The sequence below is a fragment of the Scatolibacter rhodanostii genome (assembly GCF_900197595.1).
In the GTDB taxonomy this organism is placed as follows: Bacteria; Bacillota; Clostridia; order Oscillospirales; family Acutalibacteraceae; genus Scatolibacter; species Scatolibacter rhodanostii.
In genome coordinates, this window is record NZ_FZLO01000002.1 from 507398 (window position 1) to 527258 (window position 19861).

Here is a 19861-nt window from a genome sequence, read left to right on the forward strand (position 1 = left end):
GGTTGCGTTTTATGGCAGATAACCAAAAAAACGACTTTACTCTTGATGATATTCTGGCAGAGCAAAGGGTAAAGAAAGAGACCAATCAACCAGAAGCTCCTGCTTCTCCTGAAACTACTATGCCCACAAAGAAGGAGATGCCCCCTGCTGATTCTATGCAATCTCCATCTCCTGCGCAAACTGCGCCTTCTCCTACACAAGCGCCTCCGTCTTTTCCTACGGGAACAAAACCTATGGCTCCTAAACCTGCCAATCCACAGCAAGCGCTGCGTGCCAATCAGGATGAAGACATGAGTGCCACCGAAGATATCAATCTATATGCCACAGGCAATATTAAGGCTGTTGATTTTGATGACGGAAAAAAGAAGAAAAAGAAAAAAGGATTTTTCGGTTGGTTTGGCGGCAAAGACAAAAAGAAAAAAGTCCCCGATTTCGATGAGTCAAATGATATGTTTTATGGACTTCAACTGAAGCCAATTGACGAATATCGAAAAGGCTATAACAGCACCGATGAAATTCCTGTTCCACAAGACACTTATGCCGATTTATTTGATCAGTCAAAAGACTCAATTGATGACGATATGGCAGAAAGCTTTCGAAAATTGCAGAAAGAGCGTCATTCTCGCATGCAAGAAGCCATGGAATCTTCTGGCATGGATGAAAACGAGTTGGCCGATGAGCTTGGTATTGTAGCTCCTATGCCTGTCACTTCTTTTGCTGCTGATCCATATGCCAAACAGCATGGTGTTGAAATTGAAGGAGTTGGCTCTAAAACTGCTAATATTCCAAGCTTTCAACAAGCACAGCTTAACTCTTTGCAGAACAACGAGCAGACCATGCAAATTAAGCTTAATATTTTAAATGACACCATGGAGCTAGAAAGCCTTAGAAATTCTTCTCCTGTCTCAGATGAAACGGTGGAAAAAATATTGGCAGCGGCGCCTGTGCAGACAGAAACCGAACTGTTTACACATGCTGCCCGAGATAAATCTGAGAATCCTTTCTTGAATCATCTACCACCTCGAGATAAAGCCTTGGTTACCGAGCAGCCTTATCAAGAGAAAACCGCTCCTGTTCAGCAGAGACCTGTACAACCTCCTGTCACCGAGCAACCTTATCAAGAGAAAACCGCTCCTGTTCAGCAGAGACCTGTACAACCTCCTGTCACCGAGCAGCCTTATCAAGAGAGAACTGCTCCTATTCAGCAGAGACCTGTACAAGCTCCTGTTACCGAGCAGCCTTATCAAGAAAGAACTGCTCCCGTTCAGCAGAGACCCGTACAAACTCCTGTCACCGAGCAGCCTTATCAAGAAAGAACTGCTCCCGTTCAGCAGAGACCCGTACAAGCTCCTGTTACCGAGCAACCTTATCAAGAGAGAACTGCTCCTGTTCAGCAGAGACCTGTACAAGCTCCTGTTACCGAGCAACCTTATCAAGAGAGAACTGCTCCCATTCAGCAGAGACCTGTACAGTCTCCTGTCACCGAGCAACCTTATCAAGAGAGAACTGCTCCTGTTCAGCAGAGACCCGTACAAGCGCCTGTCACCGAGCAACCTTATCAAGAGAGAACTGCTCCCGTTCAGCAGAGACCTGCACAACCACCTGTCACCGAGCAGCCTTATCAAGAAAGAACTGCTCCTGTTCAGCAAAGACCTGTACAGTCTCCTGTCACCGAGCAACCTTATCAAGAAAGAACTGCTCCTGTTCAGCAGAGACCTGAAAAAATGCCAATTGCACAAAAAGTTGTGCCGGCTTTAGATAATCCGCCCGCCACTGTTCCAGAAGTTAAAAGTCCTTTTGAATATCGTGAAAAAGGCATTCCTATGCACGTCCTAAATGCTGATTTATCGGGAATTTTGGACTTTAATAAACCCGCTGAACCAACTTCTCGCTCAATAATTAATAAAACCGCTCGCATGATTCAGTCTATGGTCCCTTCAAGCAATGAAAACCAGACTATTTCTGATGAAGAAAGACCTGTTTCCGTGCAAAAAGAGACTCCTAAGCAAAAACCTGCTTCTCTTTATGAACAGCCTGAATCCATTGATGACTACACCAGTCCTGACGATGCACATGCCATTACCAATGAGCTTAAGGCCGATATGCATGATTTGACACTGCGCGTGTTAATTACTGGTGCCGCTACTGCCATTTTGATCTTTGTAAATCTTATTTTCGGACGTTCTCTTTCAGCTGATGCGACAAGCTCTTCGACAATTTATGTTGCCCTCACCTTTATCTTCTTATCTGCTGCTATTGTCGGGTGTTTCCGCACGATTTTGAACGGACTTAAATCTTTGTTTACCTTTAATGCAAATTCGGATAGTGCTGTTGCTGTTGCTGCCATTGGTGCCATGCTGCAGACACTTTCAGGACTCTTCTTTAAAGAAGCATTAGCTGACGGCAGCTTGCGTATGTATGCCGTCGTACTCACAGGCGCTTTGTGTATTAATGCTGCCGGTAAATTGACCATGATTCGCCGAATTCACAGCAATTTCCGTTTTGTCACCTCAAGAGAGCAAAAATATGCGGTGAATCTATTTGACGACCATAACACTGCTTTAAAAATGACAAAACAAGTTGTGGCTGATAAACCTGTCATGGCTTACCAAGGCAAGACAGCCTTTTTACGTCGTTTTCTTGAAATTTCCTATCGTCCTGATCCCTCTGAAACATCTTCACAGATGTTCGCTCCTATTGGATTGATTGCCTCTTTGGTGCTCACGATTGTCTGTATGCTGGTAACCGGCAGTGTTCCCATGGCCATTAACTCTTTAGCCGCTGCGTTAATTGTCAGCGTTCCCGTCGGAAATATGCTTTCTATTAACCTGCCTATGAGCCGTTTGGCCAAGCTTGCCCGACGCGCCGGTGCCATGGTTTCGGGTTATGAAGCTGTTCGCTTGGCCGGAGATGTCAATGCCGTGATGATGGATGCGGATGACTTGTTCCCCAAAGGTACAGTTGTGCTAGACGGTATTAAGACCTATACAGGCCGTGATCAAGTCGAAAATGCAATTATGAGTGCTTCTGCTTTAATGAAAGAAGTTGGCGGACCTCTAAGCGGCGTGTTTGAACAGGTTATCATGGAAAAAGAAGACCACCTACCTGATGTTTCACGCTATGGCTATGAAGATGAATTTGGTGTTGTGGGTCATGTTGACGGCAAAACTATTTATATTGGCGCAAGAGGTTTGCTTATCAAACATAAAATTGAGCCGCCGGCTCGTGAGGATGAATCTCCTTATGCTGCCAGCAACAAGCAAATTATCTATCTTGCACAAGATGAAACGGTTGTAGCCATGATGGTTCTTAGTTACACCGCTGACCGCCGCCGTAAAAATGAGCTTCAACGGATGGAAGACAACGGAATTAGCGTGGTTATCCGCACGACAGACCCCAATGTTACTCCTCAATTTGTCGGCAGACTCTTTGGAATTGATCAACATTCTGTTTCTGTTTTGGATGATTCTCTTGGCAATGTCTATCAAGACCTTACCGCCAAAGAGACACCTCGCAGCGATGCAACTATTGCCACCAAAGGCCGCATAGAATCTCTTATGACAGTGTTGGCTGCTTGTGTCGGCAGTAAAAGAGACGCTAACTTTATTATGGCACTGCAAAACATCAGTGTTGTTTTAGGCTTTTTACTGGTTGCGTTCCTTTCCTGCTTCGGTGCTATCAGCAAACTTTCTGTTTTTGCACTGTTTGCCTTTGAACTGCTTTTCTTACTCATTATTTTGATTATTCCACGGATGAGAAAACCATAATATAAACCAACTTACGAATAGACAGCAAACTTTCCCTTTGTTTGCTGTCTGTTTTTTATATTAACAGCATGACCACTGCTTTAAAGGAGATTTCATTATGGCGCAAAAAACTGCCTCTCAAATTCAAAAAGAGCGTACGCAAGTGTTAGAAACCAAAGCGGAACAGTTACTGCAAAAATGCTCTACCATGACTCTGGCCTCCATAAATAAAGAGGGGTATCCTCGCATCTGCACCGTTTCTAAAATAAAGAATGAAGGATTTTTAAATCTCTACTTTGTCACTTCTAAGCGGTCTGCCATCAATGGCAAGGCCACTCACTTTGAAAACTGCTCAAAAGCCAGCGTATGCTATTCTTTGGCTGGCGATAGTGTCACTTTAATTGGGGATATCTCCTTTATCACTGACAAAACAGAACAGGAAACTTTTTGGCAGGAATCTGACCGCCGCTTCTTTAAAAAAGGAATCGATGACCCTAAGTTTCGCCTACTTAAATTCCACACAATAGAAGCTACGTTTTGGATTGAGGGGAAATTCAGAACCTGCCGCTATAAGTAATTCATTTCAAATGATGTTGCACTCCTATCTATTTCCTACTATGCCGACACAATTCACATATCCCTCTTGCTTGGTCTACATTCTTTGTTACAGAAACTTCGACCCTTTCTTTTGGCTAATCATTGTATAATATATCTAAATCAATTGATAAAACTAAATATAATTTGTATAAATATTGGTTTTGGGATTGTTTTCTTTGTGTTTATATTATATAATCGTTCTATCATAGCAGAAATAAATTGTTGATTTTGTCGAATGAATCCATTTAGCTTTCTGCCAATTGAAAGGAGCATCTATCTATGAAACAGTATTCTGCAAAAAATATCATAAATGTAGCTGTCACCGGACACAGCGGTTCGGGAAAAACTTCTTTGACAGAAGCAATGCTGTATTTGTCTGGTTCTTCTGAACGCCGCGGCAAAGTGGATGACGGCAACACGGTCACTGATTTTGACCCGGAAGAAATTCGCCGAAAAACGTCTATCTCTTCTGCCACTGCTCAGTTTGAATGGAGAAATAAACAACTAAACTTAATTGATGCTCCAGGATTGTTTGACTTTGAAGGCGGCTTATGCGAAGCCATGCGTGCTGCTGACACCGCCCTAATTGTGGTTTCGGGCAAAGACGGTCCGGCTGTCGGTACTGAAAAAGCATTTGCTGCCGCAGAAAAGAGAAATCTCTCTAAATTCGTATTTGTCAACGGTCTTTGTGATGAGAGCGCACGCTTTTATCGTGTATTTGAAGATTTAAAATCTAAATTTGGTCCTTCCATCTGCCCTGTTGTTGTTCCTTATATTGTGGACGGACAGGCTAATATCTATGTCAATATCCTTGAATACAAGGCCTATGATTATTCTGGTGGAAAGCCTGTACCTGTTGCTATGCCAGACATGGGTGACAGGTTAGAAGGTTTGCGTGCTGCCATTTGTGAAGCCGTGGCTGAAACCGATGACGAGCTATTTGAAAAATACTTTTCAGGCGAAGAATTTACACCTGAAGAAATTATTGTGGGCGTGAGCAAAGGTGTTAAACGAGGCTCTATTACCCCCGTATTTTGCGGCGATGCTCTGCTTATGAGAGGCATGGAACAATTCCTCAATGGAATTGTATGGCTTGCCCCCAGTGCAGAGGAAAAATCAGGTGAAACGGGAGTAGACCTAGAAGGCAACCTGATTGAACTCACAGTGAATGAAGATGCAGCACCTGTTGCTGTTGTTTTCAAAACGGTTGCTGACCCATTTATCGGCAAACTGTCTTACATAAAAGTGATTGCCGGAAAAATTACCGCTGAAACACCCCTTGTGAATATGACTACAGGCAATGCAGAAAGAATAGGCAAGCTTTTAGTGATGAATGGAAAAAAACAAACGGAAGTGAAAACTTTGGTTTGCGGTGATATTGGCGCCATCCCTAAGCTTAGCACGGCTAACACCGGCGACACGCTTTGCTCCCCTGTTCGCAAAATCATTGTGAAACCAGTCGAATATCCCGGTATCGCAATGAGTATGGCCGTAACAGCCGCTAAAAAAGGAGAAGAAGACAAAGTTGCACAAGGTTTTATGCGACTTGCTGAAGAAGACCCCACGCTTAAATTCCACACCAATCACGAAACACATGAAATGATTATCAGTGGACTCGGAGATCAACATCTCGACGTTGCCGTTTCTAAATTGAAATCTAAATTTGGTGTCGAGGTTTCATTAAAGAAACCCAAGGTTCCTTATCGCGAAACCATTCGCAAAACGGTTCAGGTGCAAGGTCGTCATAAAAAGCAAACTGGCGGTCACGGTCAATTTGGTGATGTTTGGATTGAATTTTCTCCCTGTGATAGTGACGGTTTAGTCTTTGATGAACGTGTGGTAGGCGGTGCTGTACCAAAAGGCTTTTTCCCTGCTGTCGAGAAAGGCTTGCAAGAAAGCATTCAAAAAGGACCTCTAGCCGGTTACCCCGTAGTGGGTGTCAAGGCGGTTCTCTATGATGGTTCTTATCATCCTGTCGATTCCTCAGAAATGGCCTTTAAAATGGCTGCTTCCATTGCCTATCGGGAAGGATTACCAAAAGCTAATCCCGTCTTGCTTGAGCCTTTAGGCTCTTTGCAGGCGACTGTTCCTGATGCCAACATGGGTGATATTATGGGTGAGGTCAATAAGCGGCGAGGTCGCATTTTAGGGATGAATCCTGCTGGACACGGTACCCAAACGGTTGATGCTGAAGTACCCATGGCAGAAATGCATGATTTTTGTACCTATTTACGCCAAGTTACACAAGGGCGAGGTAGTTTTGTTTTTAACTTTGCCCGCTATGAAGAAGCCCCCCAACCAATTGCCGAAAAAGCCATTGGCTTGGCCGTGGGAGAATAACGCATGAAAAAAGCGAGCTGATGAATCGGCTCGCTTTTTATACGGAAAATTTATCTTATTCTTTGATTTATTGCTATCTACCATTATCACGTCGCATGTATACAAACTTGCACCACATAAGCGACAATGGTTACTAGAATGTCAATTCCAATAGCGAAGATTAATGGTTTTTTGCCCTTGTCTGCAAAATCTTCTTTACTGGTTTTCATGCCGATTGCTGCCAGTGCCACCAACATTAGAAATTTTGTTGTGGTAGAAATAGCGGGATTCATTTGCGCAGGGACAATCCCCGTGCTTTTAATGGCTACCATAGCCAGAAAAAGTAAAATAAAAAATGGAAAAACTTTTTTCCAGTTTACTTTAACCGCTTTAATCTCGCCTCCTGCTGAAAGTGCCTTTGCTTTTACTCTAGCGTTGATATACGAAAAAATAAGAACAACAGGAACAATTGATAGCGTTCTTGTTAGCTTGACAATCACTGCCACATCCCCCGCTTGCTGCGAGAAAGCATATCCTGCTGCCACAACAGAAGATGTATCGTTTACTGAAGTACCCGCCCAAACACCGAATCCGGCGTCAGTCATCCCTAAAAACCGTCCAATAAAAGGAAAAAGAATGACCATGATAACGTCAAATAAATAGGTGGAAGAAAGTGCGAATGTGACATCACTATCCTCTGCTTCAATAACCGGTGCCAATGCTGCAATAGCCGAGCCGCCGCATATTCCTGTTCCAGCCGACAACAAAGCAGACAATCGCCAGTTTACTCCAAATAACCGCCCTAATAAATTTCCTATGACAAAGGAAGTAAACAAAGTAAAGGACATGACAATCAGCGAAATTTTTCCCACAGAAAAAACTTGACTAAAGCTTAACGTCAGACCCAACAACACAATCGCTGTTCTTAATATGTACTTTGATACAAATTGAATGCCGGGCTTAAGCACGCTAAATCGGCTAACTTGTTTGTTTAACAGCATACCAATCACAAGCGCAAAAATGCTGGGCTCAACTAAATCATCAGCAATTTCAATGTGAAAAATGGCTTTCATGGCAAAGGATAGCAACAAGCTTGCCAGTCGACTCAATGCAATCGAAAAAAAGGCAAGTAGTATTGAAACCAAAATACCTGACCACAAATGTGGTTTTGTTTGTTTGTTCATCTCCAAAAGAACTCCCCCTAAACAAATAATTCATATTGATTATAATCGCCACTCATGATAATATCAAATTATATATCTTTATAAACTCATAAATTTATTTAATAAATGATTAAGAGGTTAAGTTCATGCTTGATTTTCGTCATGAAACATTCAGAATGCTGTGCCGCCATGGTAACTATGCTAAAACAGCAGAGGCGTTGCACATTACACAACCCGCTGTTTCTCAGCATATTCAATATTTAGAGCAATGGTATCAAGTCAAACTGATTGCTGAAAAAGGAAAGCGTTTTTCTCTTAGTCCTGCCGGAAAAGAATTGTTGCTTTTCATTCAAGCCTGTGACAGTGGTTTATCTGCCTTAGAGCAGCGCATGCAGACTTCAAACTCTCCCTCTCAGCAGATTATCATTGGGGCCACACGAAGCATTGGAGAATGTATTTTACCGGATATTATTGCTAACTCCCTGCGTATCCATGAAAATGTGGATTTTCGATTAGTGATAGACAACACAAATATTTTGTTAGATAAGCTTCAAGAAGGAGAAATTCATTTTGCACTATTGGAAGGCTATTTTGACGCTTCGCTCTATGAATCCATTCTCTTTTCAAACGAAGAATTTATTGGTGTTTGCTCCCCAACCAATTCTTTAGCAAATCGTGAAATTTTATTTTCTGATTTATTGGATCAACGTCAGATTGTGCGAGAGAAAGGCTCGGGCAGCCGCGAAATCTATGAGGAAATTTTACACGAAAATTATTTGAATCTATGGCAATTCCCTCGGTTAATAGAAGTCAACAACTTGGCTTCTATTAAAAAATTGGTTGCCAAACATGCCGGCATTACCTTTTTATATCAATTTTCTGCAAAAGATGAACTACTGTCTGGAAATTTTGTGCAGCTTCGAATTAAAGATTTTTTAGCTATGCGCAAACTTCATTTTGTCTATCCTAAAAACAGTTTAACTGATATTGACTATCTTTTTTGGTTTCATGAGTTTTTAAAAATCTATCAATCTCCCCTATAAAAACAAAAAAAGACAAGGTGTTTTGCACCTTGTCTTTTCGTATTGCTATATTCAATTTTCCTTGCCACTTATCCGACAATTAAAACTTTTCAACCCATTTTTCAAAAGCAGCTACATAAGCTTGCAGATGTTTTTGAGTATCCTCATTTACTACTTCTCCATTTTCATTGAGGAGCGTATGAACAGAACCAATATATGCTTCTGGCTGCTGCAAGGGATGAATATCCAAGAAAGAAAGAACCTGACGGAGATGATGATTAGCACCAAAACCAGCTAAACCACCTGGAGATACACTGACAACACCGGCGGGTTTTCCGCCCCAAACGCTTTCACCATAAGGTCTTGAACCAACATCCAACGCATTTTTAAGAACAGCTGGAATGGAACGGTTATGCTCTGGGGTAAAGAACAAATAAGCATCGACAGATTTCAAATCTTCTCTTAATCTAGTCCAAGATGCTGGGGGGTTACCCTCTAAATCTTGATTAAACAAATCTACACCGTTCAAATCCACAAATTTTGCTTCATAGTCAGATGGGAGAATCGAAGCTACATAATTAGCAACTGATTGAGAGAAAGCACCCTTTCTCAAGCTACCTACGACAATACCAATTTTTTTCTTACTCATAATAATTTCCTCCTAAAATTTTAATTTTTTAATTTAATAGTTTTATTTTATATTAAAGACTTGAAGTTTCCAGATGCAAATCCGCTAAAATATCAGAAAGCCGTAAAGCATTAAGCTCTTTTTCAAATTCTGTCTGTACCTGACTGTTAATATGTTCTAGTACATTTCCAATTTTGGCACCCACTGGGCACTTATGATTTGTGTTTTGATGAATGCCGAATAGCTTTTGCTCTTTCTCTACTGCTTTAAATATTTGGAGAAGAGAAATTTCTTCTGGCGATTTTGCAAGACCGGTCACGCCAATCTTTGTTTGTGCTTCAATGAGGCCTGCTTTTTTTAAAGCGCTCATTAATCTTCTTACTAAAGCAGGATTTGTGTTTACACTGCCTGCGATATACTCTGATGTAATCGATTCTTCTTCTTTTAGAGCGATTAAACTAAGAATATGAATACTGACGGCATATTTAGTTGAGTACATTGTTTCCTCCTTTATTTGTTACTATTATAGTTACTAATTATCCATTTGTCAAGAACAATTATCAATTTTATTTTAAAATGTTTTTTTTAGCGTGTTTCTTTGCCCCTTTCTATTCATAATGTCCCATTTATCTAAAAAATAAACAGCCACCTTTCCCTCAAAGGGCAAAGTCAGCTGTTTATTTCGTCACGGGTATTCATTTAGTATAGACTTATATGTTTTGTGTTTTCGCTCAGCTAGTTTACTTTCTAACGAATAATTGAATATCTTCAAAAAGTTTCGCTAACTACTATGTTTTTTTAATGAAGGTAGTCTTACACTTTTGACAAGTAACTTGAATTTTACCCCGCCCTCTTGGTGCACGCAGTTTTTGCTTGCAATTGGGACAGCCAAAATACTTGTATAGCTTTCGTTCTTCTACTTGCTTCTTTTTGAACGAAAACCAGCCTCGCACCTTTGACTTGTATTTCATCAAAATAGTTAGCTCACGCTGCCTTGCCGGAATATTTTTTGAAAATATACGAAACAAGCCATAAATATAAAGTGCATACGAAAAAAGGGTTAATATAATTAAGTTGAACCATTGACCAAAAGTAGAAAGAACTAAACCAACCACTAACACAGCTAGGCTTACTAAATCAACACCATATCGCCCATACATAAAGCGCTTAAATTTTTCCATCATCAAAGATAACACCAACCTACCGGCGCAATCACCGCCAAATAATTTTTATGTTTCTTAGTATACAACTTTTTTAGATGATTTCCAAGATTCCACAAAAGTTTCACAAGAAGTTTACAATTTGTTTTCACTTTAGATAAATAGATTTTATAATTGCGTTTTTATAACGCTTTCTTAAAAAAACAAGAACAATTACCATAAATCGTGTTGACAAAGAATTTTATTGATATTATAATTAAACCACAAGTGAAAATATGTATATGGAGGATTAGTTATGGCTAATTTAAAAGGATCTAAAACCGAAGCAAACCTCTTGGCGGCTTTTGCGGGAGAATCTCAGGCAAGAAATAAATACACCTATTATGCTTCCCAAGCAAAAAAAGAGGGCTATGTTCAAATTGGAAACATCTTTGAAGAAACTGCCAACAACGAAAAAGAGCATGCCAAAATGTGGTTTAAGCTCGTACACGGCGGAATTGGCAAAACTTTGGACAACCTAATTGATGCTGCTGCCGGCGAAAATTATGAGTGGACTGACATGTATGCAACTTTTGCTAAAGAAGCTCGTGAAGAAGGCTTTGAGAGCATTGCAAAGTTATTTGATGGCGTTGGCGCTGTTGAAAAATCCCATGAAGAAAGATATTTAAAACTGGCTGAAAACTTGAAAAAAGGCATTGTTTTCTCTAGAGAAGGCGATGTTGTGTGGTTCTGCAGCAACTGTGGCCATTTGCACGTTGGCAAAGAAGCTCCCAAAGTCTGCCCTGTCTGCGCACATCCGCAGTCCTATTTCGAAATCAAAGCAGAAAACTATTAATAAGCGCATAGACTCTTCATTTTTATAATTGAATTTTTGCTGCTTAGGAGGAAAGATCTGTTCTGCCTCACGAGGGTAAACAGATAATAGACAGCTTTTTTACAATAGGCAAACTCTCTGTAAAAATAGATTTTCTGTCTTTTCCTCTGAAGACCCCTCAAATATTTGAGGGGTCTTTTTGATTATTACTCCATTTTAAATCTGCTTATTTTGCAAAATGTTTTTAAAATTAGATTTACCAAAGGAACCCATTATGAAAAAGATAGCCGTTATCGGAGCCATTTTGGAAAACCCACACGATTTGCAAACCGAGTTTAATCAGCTTGTCTCAGATTTTCAAGGAATTGTCAAAGGGCGAATGGGTATTCCCCTAGAAGAACATGGCGTTGCCGTCATCTCACTGACTGTAGTGGGTGAAATTGATGAAATCAATAGCTTAACAGGAAAACTGGGTGCTTTAAGCGGTGCAACCGTTAAAGCCGCCGTATCTAGTAAAATTATTGAGAATTAAGCTTTTTTATTTTTAATTTTTCAAGCAGCTAGACCAAGGCAAAAGGCAATGGAAAACTTTGTATAAAAACTGTTCCCGGCAAACTATTTTTGCTTGCTGTTTGAATAAGATTCAGCAAGCCCTCCGCTCTGCGGAAGAAGGGAAATGATTGTATGTTTATTGATAAGGATTATATTGAAAATTTGTTGATTGAAGCAAAAAACGTGCCTGATTCCGAAATTGATTCCATTTTAGACAAAGCTGATGAATTTGCAGGGCTGACCCATCAAGAAGTCGCTGCTTTGCTCGTCAATGAAAATCCAGCTTACCTAGAGAGAATCTTCAAAATTGCCGGCAAAATTAAAGAGCATATCTATGGTGACCGCATTGTTATGTTTGCTCCCCTTTATGTTAGTGACTACTGCGTTAACCAATGTGCTTACTGTGGGTATCGCTGCACCACCAAATTTGAACGCCGCAAGCTGACACAGGACGAAATTCGCGAAGAAGTTCGCATTCTTGAGCAAATGGGCCACAAACGAATTGCGCTCGAGGCCGGAGAAGACGATGAAAATTGCCCAATTGATTATATTTTAGAGTGCCTGAAAACAATTTATGACATGAAATTTGAAAACGGCGCTATTCGTCGTGCCAACGTCAATATCGCTGCTACTACCGTTGAAAACTTTCAAAAGCTGCACGATGCCGGCATTGGTACCTACATTCTTTTTCAAGAAACTTATCATCAACCTACTTATGAAAAAATGCATATCAGCGGGCCAAAACACAATTATGAATACCATCTAACCGCTTTTGATCGTGCCATGCAAGGTGGCATTGATGATGTAGGTGCAGGGGTGCTATTTGGTTTGTACGAACCCTTTTTTGAGGTTTTGGGACTTATGATTCACAATGAACACCTTGAAGAAAAATTTGGGGTCGGGTTTCATACTATTTCTGTCCCCAGACTTTGCAAAACAAAAGAAATGACTCTTGACGGTTTCAAACATCTTGTAGACGATGATACTTTCTTGAAAATTGTCGCTATTATCCGTCTAGCTGTTCCTTTTACAGGTATGATTCTTTCTACCAGAGAAGATCATGACATGCGTAAAAAACTCCTTAAAACAGGCATTTCCCAGCTTTCTGCCGGTTCAAGTACCGATGTCGGCGGTTATAATAAAAGAGAGAATCAGCAGTCACAATTTGAAATCAATGACGACCGTACTGCCGGTGAAATTATTGAAGAACTTCTCGATGATAGTTATGTACCCAGCTTCTGTACGGCCTGCTATCGCAGCGGACGTACCGGGGACCGCTTTATGAGCCTAGCTAAATCAGGACAAATTAAAAACGTCTGCCTGCCTAATGCCCTAATGACTTTATATGAATATGCAGTAGATTATGGCAACGAAACTTTTTTACAAAAAAGCGAAAAGGTCATTCACCAACAAATTCAAAATATTGGCAATGAGACCATTCGCCGCAAAGTAACAGAAAATCTTGAGAAAATAAAAGTCGGCAAACGAGATTTGTATTTATAAGCTTCTATCCGTTTTTTATTACACAAATTCACCCAACTTGCACTGTGTTTTTATGTTTTTGGGGGATATAAAAACCGGAAAGGACTATGATAAATATGGAAAAAACACCTAATTCTATGCGACGTCATGTCGCTATCTTTGGTAAAACAAATGCCGGCAAATCCACCATTTTTAACGCTTTAACAGGGCAGCAAAACGCCATTGTTTCTCCTCAGGCCGGAACCACCACCGACCCTGTGCAAAAAGCAATGGAGCTTATTCCATTTGGGCCTATTGTAATGATTGACACGGCAGGACTTAGTGATGAAACGGCTTTAGGTCAGTCAAGAATGCAAAAGACAAAAAATATCATGCGGCGTGCCGATTTTGCGCTTTATATTGTCGATGCAACCGATTATGACAGTGCAGCTTATGAGGAATTTTGCCAGCAAAAGCTACTCCATCTTCTTGTTTTCAATAAATGGGGATTATTAGATGAAAAAACGGCTTTTTCTTTAAAGGAAAGCTATTCCAACTCCGTCCCTTTTATAGATGAGACTTCCTCGACTGATGCATTACGGGAAAAACTAGCAGAAGAACTTGCAAAGCTATCTTCTGAAAGAAGCACTTTCTTAGGAGACTTACTGCCAAAAGGCAGTGTTGTTATTTTGGTTATGCCCGTAGACTCAGAGGCGCCAAAAGGGAGGCTTATCTTACCACAGGTGCAGATTCTACGTGATTGCCTAGACAACAACATGATTGCCGCCTGCTGTCAAGTCGAAGAATTGGCAGAAACTATTCGCCGATTTGACAAGGTTGATTTAGTCGTAACTGACAGTCAGGCTTTTGCTGCTGTCAATCAAATCACACCTCCTACCATTGCCCTAACTTCTTTTTCGATTTTGGTGGCTAGGCAAAAAGGTTCTATCAGTGAACTGGTCTATGGCTCATCGACAATTGAAAATTTAAAAGACGGCGATAGAATCTTAATGCTAGAGGGCTGCACACATAACAGCACGCATGAGGACATTGGAAGAGTTAAAATCCCCAATTTGCTGCGTAAAAAGACCGGCAAAAAACTAGATTTTGATTATTTTAGCGGTTATCAGTTTCCTGATTCATTAGACAACTATGCGCTGGCTATTCAATGCGGCGGTTGTATGCTAAACGAAACCGAAATTAAAAGCCGCATTCGTCACATGAACGAAGCTGGCTTACCTGTCACCAACTATGGTATGTGTTTAGCAATTCTCTCCGGCGCATGGAATCGCTGTAAAAACTTTTTAGAAGGAGAATGGAATGAACATTCAGCAAATGAATAAAGCCGAACTGACCCAGCTGATTGCTCAAAATGCAGAAAATCCGGACCCCGAAATTTTGGCAGAGGCAAGACGGCTTTGTGACAGTGTCTACGGCAAACAAGTTTTTATGCGTGGGCTCATCGAATTCACAAACTACTGCAAAAACAATTGCTACTACTGCGGCATTCGTGCTGCCAATGGCAACGTTCACCGCTATCGCCTGACAAAAGAAGATATTCTCACCTGCTGTGACATCGGCTATAATCTTGGCTTTCGCACGTATGTCTTGCAAGGAGGCGAGGACCCTTATTTTACAGATGACATCATGTGTGATATCGTATCCGACATTCGCAGAATTTACCCTGATTGTGCGATTACTCTTTCGCTTGGTGAGCGCAGCAAAGAAAGCTACCAGCGTTTATATAACGCGGGTGCAAACCGTTACCTACTGCGGCACGAAACCGCCACCGACGAGCATTATTCCCTCTTGCACCCTGAAAATCTTTTACTTTCTAACCGCAAACAATGCTTACGTGATTTAAAAGAAATTGGGTTTCAAACTGGTGCCGGTTTTATGGTTGGCTCCCCTGGGCAAACCTATGAAATGCTGGCAGAAGATTTATTGTTTCTCAAAGATTTGCAGCCTGAAATGGTGGGCATTGGTCCTTTTATCCCTCATGCTGATACTCCTTTTCGAGAAGAGGCGCAAGGCAGCCTAAATCTTACTCTGTTAATGGTCGCTTTAACAAGACTTATGCTGCCAACAGCACTGCTTCCAGCGACTACAGCCCTTGGTTCTATCGACCCCTCAGGGCGTGAACAAGGACTGAAAGCAGGGGCCAATGTGGTCATGCCAAACTTATCCCCGCTTAATGTGCGCAAAGATTACTCGCTATATGACAATAAAATTTGTACCGGTGATGAAGCCGCTGAATGTCGTATGTGTATTCAGCGCCGCATTCAATCTTCGGGATTTGAACTTTCAACTGGTCGAGGCGATCATATTGGCAATCCATAAATCACTTGCTAGGTGTCTCCAGTAAAAATAAATTTTACAAAGAGGAGATAGATTTTCTTTATAACTGCCTCGTTAGTTTGGTGTCAAATAGATTTTACTCTCTGCAATCTTTAATAAAAACAGCGCATCCCTCGTTCGGCAGCTTATTCTGCTAAACGAAAGGATGCGTTTTTTCTTTTATATGGCTGTATTTAGACGGATACCCAGATAAATATTGCCGATTTCACTGGTTACAGAACAAGACTCATGAATGCTATATGGCTTGTCCGCTGGCAGTTGCAAGACAGGCGGTAAAATGTCACATTTCACGTTCCCGTTATCGGCTAATATTGTCAAGACATTACCGCTGATAATATTGGCTGTTTCTGAAATAGCAGAGGTGACGAAATCATCTACACTTTCAACTTCCATCCCACTCATGGTATTTACCATTTTGAGAGAAACTTCTTCAGGGAATCGGTAGATTAGTTCGCCTTCATAATCACCCACAACACCCACTGAAATATCAATTTCAGTGCCCGCCATGAAATTTTCTGTTGAACTCTTGGAAACATGGTCTATTCCAAACATCAAGCTCATTACATTTTGAGCCGCCTCAAAAAGAGAAGCATGAAAATCAATCATCAAGGGTAACCCCCTTTTCGGTGACATAGGCTGCGATTCGTTTGTCTTCAACGGCCACATGGTTAATCAACCATGCCATCAGTTTACCTGCAAACTGCTGCATGAGCTGCTCATTATATCCACTTTTCTCATATTGCTCTGAAACTTCTAGCACATAGCTGACCATACTATCGTGAATGGCCTTATGCCTTTGATACCCCGGGTATTCTATACGCTTCTGAAAAGTCTCTTCATCTTGAAAGTGCTCTACCACATAACCCTTCATAAAATCCAAGGTTTCATTGACACGGTAGACCTTCTCTTCCCATGAGACAGACGAACGTAATGTTTGCATAAAAACTTCTACTCGGTTAAATAATTCTTTATGCTGTGAATCAATGAGCGGCACTCCCACCGCATAAGCTTCTCTCCAAAGCATATATTTCCCTCCCTTTAATTCTTACTCTGTTGCCTTATCCACTATTCGAGCACATTTCTTTTCCTTAAGATAATTTCACGTTCCGCTTTAAATACATATCTTATAATTCTCTCTTGGCGTCTGCTCGTCAAATTTCTATACCTTACACGAGTTTTATAGGCCTTATGTCCGTTCACTTTATGTAGACATTCTGTAGACGAAAGAATTTCTGCTTTTACTGCATCGGGTAAAATTTCATCAGGAAAGTTAATTTCAATGGTCATTTGTTCTTGCAATGGTCTATCGGTAATAAAACAAAGCCCGCTAGCACTTAGATTGCCTATTTTGCCCTTATAAAGCGGCAGAGTTCCATCTTCAAGAGGCTCCTGATTTTCCGGCAAAGAATATGTCATGGGTATGGAAACATCCACCCGAAAAAAATCTCTCCTTTGGGTATATTCTAGTTCATCTATTTCTGCTTTCATCAGCAATACATTGTTTTGCCACACAAAGCCAAGCACTGTACCCTCACCACTATATAACCCACCTGGTGTATAGAGAACAAATTCATGGCGGCTCCCAACTGAAGGTTTAAAAACCACTTTTTTTACTTGCGGCATATAGAATAAAAATTGATTTTCCCCCAGCACATCAGCCACACTACTGGAATAATGATATTCAGGCTTTTCCCCTTTTAGCTGACAGATTGTCACTTTGTCATCTATTTTAATCACTAATTATCCCCCTCAAAAAGCAAAACAGCTTAAAATTCTATAATTGGTTTATCTTGTAATTTATTGTATCATACTCTCTAAAATCTGTATATATAAATTCATTTTCAGATTTAATACAAACACTGTATCTTGCATCTTCAAAAAAATTGTGGACAATAATTAAGCCGTTAAAATAGCATTACAACATTACTACTCCAGAGAATAAAACAAAAAATCCACATAAAACTGAATTTAATCAGTATTTATGCGGATTTATTTGGTGACCCATCGGAGATTCGAACTCCGGACACCTTGATTAAAAGTCAAGTGCTCTGCCAGCTGAGCTAATGAGTCATATTATATTTTTGTTATAATAATCGAGTTTTTCGATAATTAATGGACAAATTATTACTAATATCTATTTGCTATTTATCTTAAACAGCTTGTACATTATATCAAATCTTTTTTAATCTGTCAATAGATAATTTATACTTTATTTTAGTCTTATAAAAACTTTAAAATAACCATAATTTTTCCGTTCTTTTTGTCGCTATTTTAATTTTTATGTTTCTAAATTTTTCTTCATTTATGCAGGAAAAGGGCAATACTTTCAGTTTTCTTAACAATGTCCTCTGCCAGTTTACAGTCTCCCCTTGCTTTGTTATAATTGTTTTATATCCTCATTATTCTATATATTAGGAGTATGTATGTATACTTTTTTGTGGAGCTTCTTCATATTGTCTTTTGTCGGCTGGATTGGCGAAGTCGCTTTTGCAGCTATTGTTGAAAAAAGATTTGTGAATCGTGGTTTTTTGAACGGCCCTCTCTGCCCAATTTATGGAATTGGAGCAGTTTTTATGTATCTATTATTGGGTTCTATTGATGGTGTTATGCTTTTATTTTTGGGTTCCATGCTAATTGGTTCTGCGGTTGAGTGGATTGCGGGCTTCCTTTTAGAAAAAATTTTTCACCAAAAGTGGTGGGACTATTCTAATCTTCCCTATAATTTAAACGGTTATATCTGTCTTGGATTTTCTGTTTTTTGGGGTATGGCGGGTCTTTTTGCAGTCCGTTATCTAATGCCAACTTTAATATCTCTTATTGATCTTATCCCTCTACCCTTAGGCATTATCATACTTGTTATTTTTATGGTAGTCGCTCTTTCAGATTTGATCTTAACTGTTTTTTCGGCTATTGGCCTACAAAAACATCTTCAAAAACTGGATACTCTTTCTGCTAGCATGAAGTTGGGTTCTGACTTAATTGGCAAAGCTGTTTCTGATAAAGTTTTGATTGCACGAGATACCTACGACAAACTTGAGTTAAAAGAAAAATATGATGAGTTTTCTGATAAGGCAACCTCGGAAATACAGGAGTTAAAAGATAAATATCAAAAAGTTCTGCAGTCATTGAATGAAAACAGATGGCAAACTCGTTTGATTAAAGCTTTCCCACGCGCTTCTTCTCATCTTTACAATGACCAGCTCCACCAAATTCAAAATACACTAGACATTCTTTCAAAAAAATCTTCAGGACTTATGCAAAAACGAGAGAAACTAGCGGAGAGTGCGTATAATCTTCACTTAGAACCCGGTGAACCAAAACCTTTTGCTCACGGCATCTCTTTTACCAAACTTTTTTGGGTCTTCATGATTGGTAATGTAATTGGTTTTTTAGTTGAAACTTTTTGGTGTCTCCTCTCTCCGCCTCATGAATTTCAACTAAGAGTCAGTGTCGTCATTGGTCCTTTTGTTTTAGTTTATGGCTTTGGCGCTGTTATTTTAACTTTATTACTTCATCGCTTCTACCATAAAAAAAGCTTTTATCTCTTTTTAGTGAGTATGTTAACAGGAGCTTATTTCGAATATTTTTGTAGCTGGTTCCAAGAAGTTATTTTTGGTTCTGTCTCTTGGGATTATACCAACTCTACACTAAACCTTGGCGGTCGTACCAACCTTATGTATTCATTTTTTTGGGGCATTCTTGGTATGGTATGGATTAAAGATGTCTACCCCCGTATTTCTCTGCTCATCGAAAAAGCCCCCAAAAAAATCGGAAATATAGTGACTATCTTTACTGTCATTTTCATGTGCTTTGATATTTTACTTTCTGCAGGTGCTGTATATCGGCAAAAGCAACGTCTCCAAGATATCAGTGCCACCTCAAGAGTTCAGGTTTTCCTTGATAAACATTTTGATGATGAATTTTTAGAAACACGCTATGCCAACATGAAGTTTTTAGTCTAGACGACTTGATATATTCTCTATTTATACTCCTATGTGGCCAACAAAAACATATCCCAGCCCTTTCTAATTTACCTATCCA

The 19861-nt window shown here is 40.1% G+C and carries 17 protein-coding genes and 1 tRNA gene; 10 read left to right on the plus strand and 8 right to left on the minus strand.

Going from position 1 to position 19861, the window contains the following annotated elements; genetic code table 11:
* Positions 1–11 precede the first annotated feature (11 nt).
* The 3 genes from CS931_RS06990 (at position 12) to CS931_RS07000 (ending at position 6683) form a co-directional block, all read left to right on the plus strand.
* The gene (locus tag CS931_RS06990; RefSeq protein ID WP_099205042.1) at positions 12–3767 is read left to right on the plus strand and encodes a hypothetical protein; all 3756 of its coding nucleotides are present in this window, start codon (positions 12–14) and stop codon (positions 3765–3767) included.
* A 97-nt stretch (positions 3768–3864) separates the two neighbouring features.
* A complete protein-coding gene (locus CS931_RS06995) occupies positions 3865–4323 on the plus strand; it encodes a pyridoxamine 5'-phosphate oxidase family protein (protein WP_099205043.1) in 459 nt (152 codons plus the stop codon).
* A gap of 299 nt (positions 4324–4622) precedes the next feature.
* The gene (locus CS931_RS07000) at positions 4623–6683 is read left to right on the plus strand and encodes an elongation factor G (RefSeq protein ID WP_099205044.1); all 2061 of its coding nucleotides are present in this window, start codon (positions 4623–4625) and stop codon (positions 6681–6683) included.
* 86 nt (positions 6684–6769) lie between these two features.
* On the opposite strand, the gene CS931_RS07005 is transcribed toward CS931_RS07000, so the two are convergent.
* Complete coding sequence (locus tag CS931_RS07005; RefSeq protein WP_099205045.1) at positions 6770–7846, minus strand: YeiH family protein; 1077 nt, start codon at positions 7844–7846, stop codon at positions 6770–6772.
* 125 nt (positions 7847–7971) lie between these two features.
* On the opposite strand from CS931_RS07005, the gene CS931_RS07010 reads away from it, so the two are divergent.
* On the plus strand, positions 7972–8868 hold the full coding sequence (locus CS931_RS07010) for a LysR family transcriptional regulator (RefSeq protein WP_099205046.1): 897 nt from the start codon (positions 7972–7974) through the stop codon (positions 8866–8868).
* Between the two features lie 79 nt (positions 8869–8947).
* Here CS931_RS07010 and CS931_RS07015 read toward each other — a convergent pair whose 3' ends face one another.
* The 3 genes from CS931_RS07015 to CS931_RS07025 form a co-directional block, all read right to left on the minus strand.
* Positions 8948–9496 carry an NADPH-dependent FMN reductase gene (locus CS931_RS07015; protein ID WP_099205047.1) on the minus strand — a complete coding sequence of 183 codons (549 nt, stop codon included), beginning with the start codon at positions 9494–9496 and terminating at the stop codon, positions 8948–8950.
* Positions 9497–9548: 52 nt separating this feature from the next.
* Entirely contained in the window at positions 9549–9974 is a 426-nt protein-coding gene (locus CS931_RS07020) for an Rrf2 family transcriptional regulator (protein WP_099205048.1), read from the minus strand.
* A gap of 289 nt (positions 9975–10263) precedes the next feature.
* The gene (locus CS931_RS07025; RefSeq protein WP_099205049.1) at positions 10264–10659 is read right to left on the minus strand and encodes a hypothetical protein; all 396 of its coding nucleotides are present in this window, start codon (positions 10657–10659) and stop codon (positions 10264–10266) included.
* 271 nt (positions 10660–10930) lie between these two features.
* Here CS931_RS07025 and rbr point away from each other — a divergent pair, with 271 nt between their 5' ends.
* The 5 genes from rbr (at position 10931) to hydE (ending at position 15802) form a co-directional block, all read left to right on the plus strand.
* On the plus strand, positions 10931–11470 hold the full coding sequence (rbr, locus tag CS931_RS07030; protein WP_099205050.1) for a rubrerythrin: 540 nt from the start codon (positions 10931–10933) through the stop codon (positions 11468–11470).
* A 253-nt stretch (positions 11471–11723) separates the two neighbouring features.
* The gene (locus tag CS931_RS07035; RefSeq protein ID WP_099205051.1) at positions 11724–11981 is read left to right on the plus strand and encodes a TM1266 family iron-only hydrogenase system putative regulator; all 258 of its coding nucleotides are present in this window, start codon (positions 11724–11726) and stop codon (positions 11979–11981) included.
* 152 nt (positions 11982–12133) lie between these two features.
* Positions 12134–13504 (plus strand): [FeFe] hydrogenase H-cluster radical SAM maturase HydG, encoded by a 1371-nt coding sequence (gene hydG, locus CS931_RS07040; RefSeq protein ID WP_099205052.1) that lies wholly within the window; start codon positions 12134–12136, stop codon positions 13502–13504.
* A gap of 95 nt (positions 13505–13599) precedes the next feature.
* On the plus strand, positions 13600–14805 hold the full coding sequence (gene hydF, locus CS931_RS07045; RefSeq protein WP_159459762.1) for a [FeFe] hydrogenase H-cluster maturation GTPase HydF: 1206 nt from the start codon (positions 13600–13602) through the stop codon (positions 14803–14805).
* Positions 14783–15802, plus strand: coding sequence for a [FeFe] hydrogenase H-cluster radical SAM maturase HydE (gene hydE / locus CS931_RS07050; RefSeq protein ID WP_099205054.1), 1020 nt, complete (start codon positions 14783–14785; stop codon positions 15800–15802). The genes hydF and hydE overlap by 23 nt, the downstream gene beginning before the upstream one ends.
* Before the next feature lie 177 nt (positions 15803–15979).
* Here the strand turns inward: hydE and CS931_RS07055 are convergent, their stop codons facing one another.
* From CS931_RS07055 to CS931_RS07070, 4 genes are all read right to left on the minus strand, one after another.
* On the minus strand, positions 15980–16426 hold the full coding sequence (locus tag CS931_RS07055; protein WP_099205055.1) for a chemotaxis protein CheX: 447 nt from the start codon (positions 16424–16426) through the stop codon (positions 15980–15982).
* Positions 16419–16844 carry a bacteriohemerythrin gene (locus CS931_RS07060; protein ID WP_099205056.1) on the minus strand — a complete coding sequence of 142 codons (426 nt, stop codon included), beginning with the start codon at positions 16842–16844 and terminating at the stop codon, positions 16419–16421. The genes CS931_RS07055 and CS931_RS07060 overlap by 8 nt, the downstream gene beginning before the upstream one ends.
* A 41-nt stretch (positions 16845–16885) precedes the next feature.
* The gene (locus CS931_RS07065) at positions 16886–17557 is read right to left on the minus strand and encodes a flagellar brake protein (protein ID WP_099205057.1); all 672 of its coding nucleotides are present in this window, start codon (positions 17555–17557) and stop codon (positions 16886–16888) included.
* A gap of 257 nt (positions 17558–17814) precedes the next feature.
* A tRNA-Lys gene (locus CS931_RS07070) sits at positions 17815–17890 on the minus strand.
* A 353-nt stretch (positions 17891–18243) separates the two neighbouring features.
* Here CS931_RS07070 and CS931_RS07075 point away from each other — a divergent pair.
* On the plus strand, positions 18244–19782 hold the full coding sequence (locus CS931_RS07075; protein ID WP_099205058.1) for a putative ABC transporter permease: 1539 nt from the start codon (positions 18244–18246) through the stop codon (positions 19780–19782).
* The last annotated feature ends 79 nt before the right edge of the window (positions 19783–19861 follow it).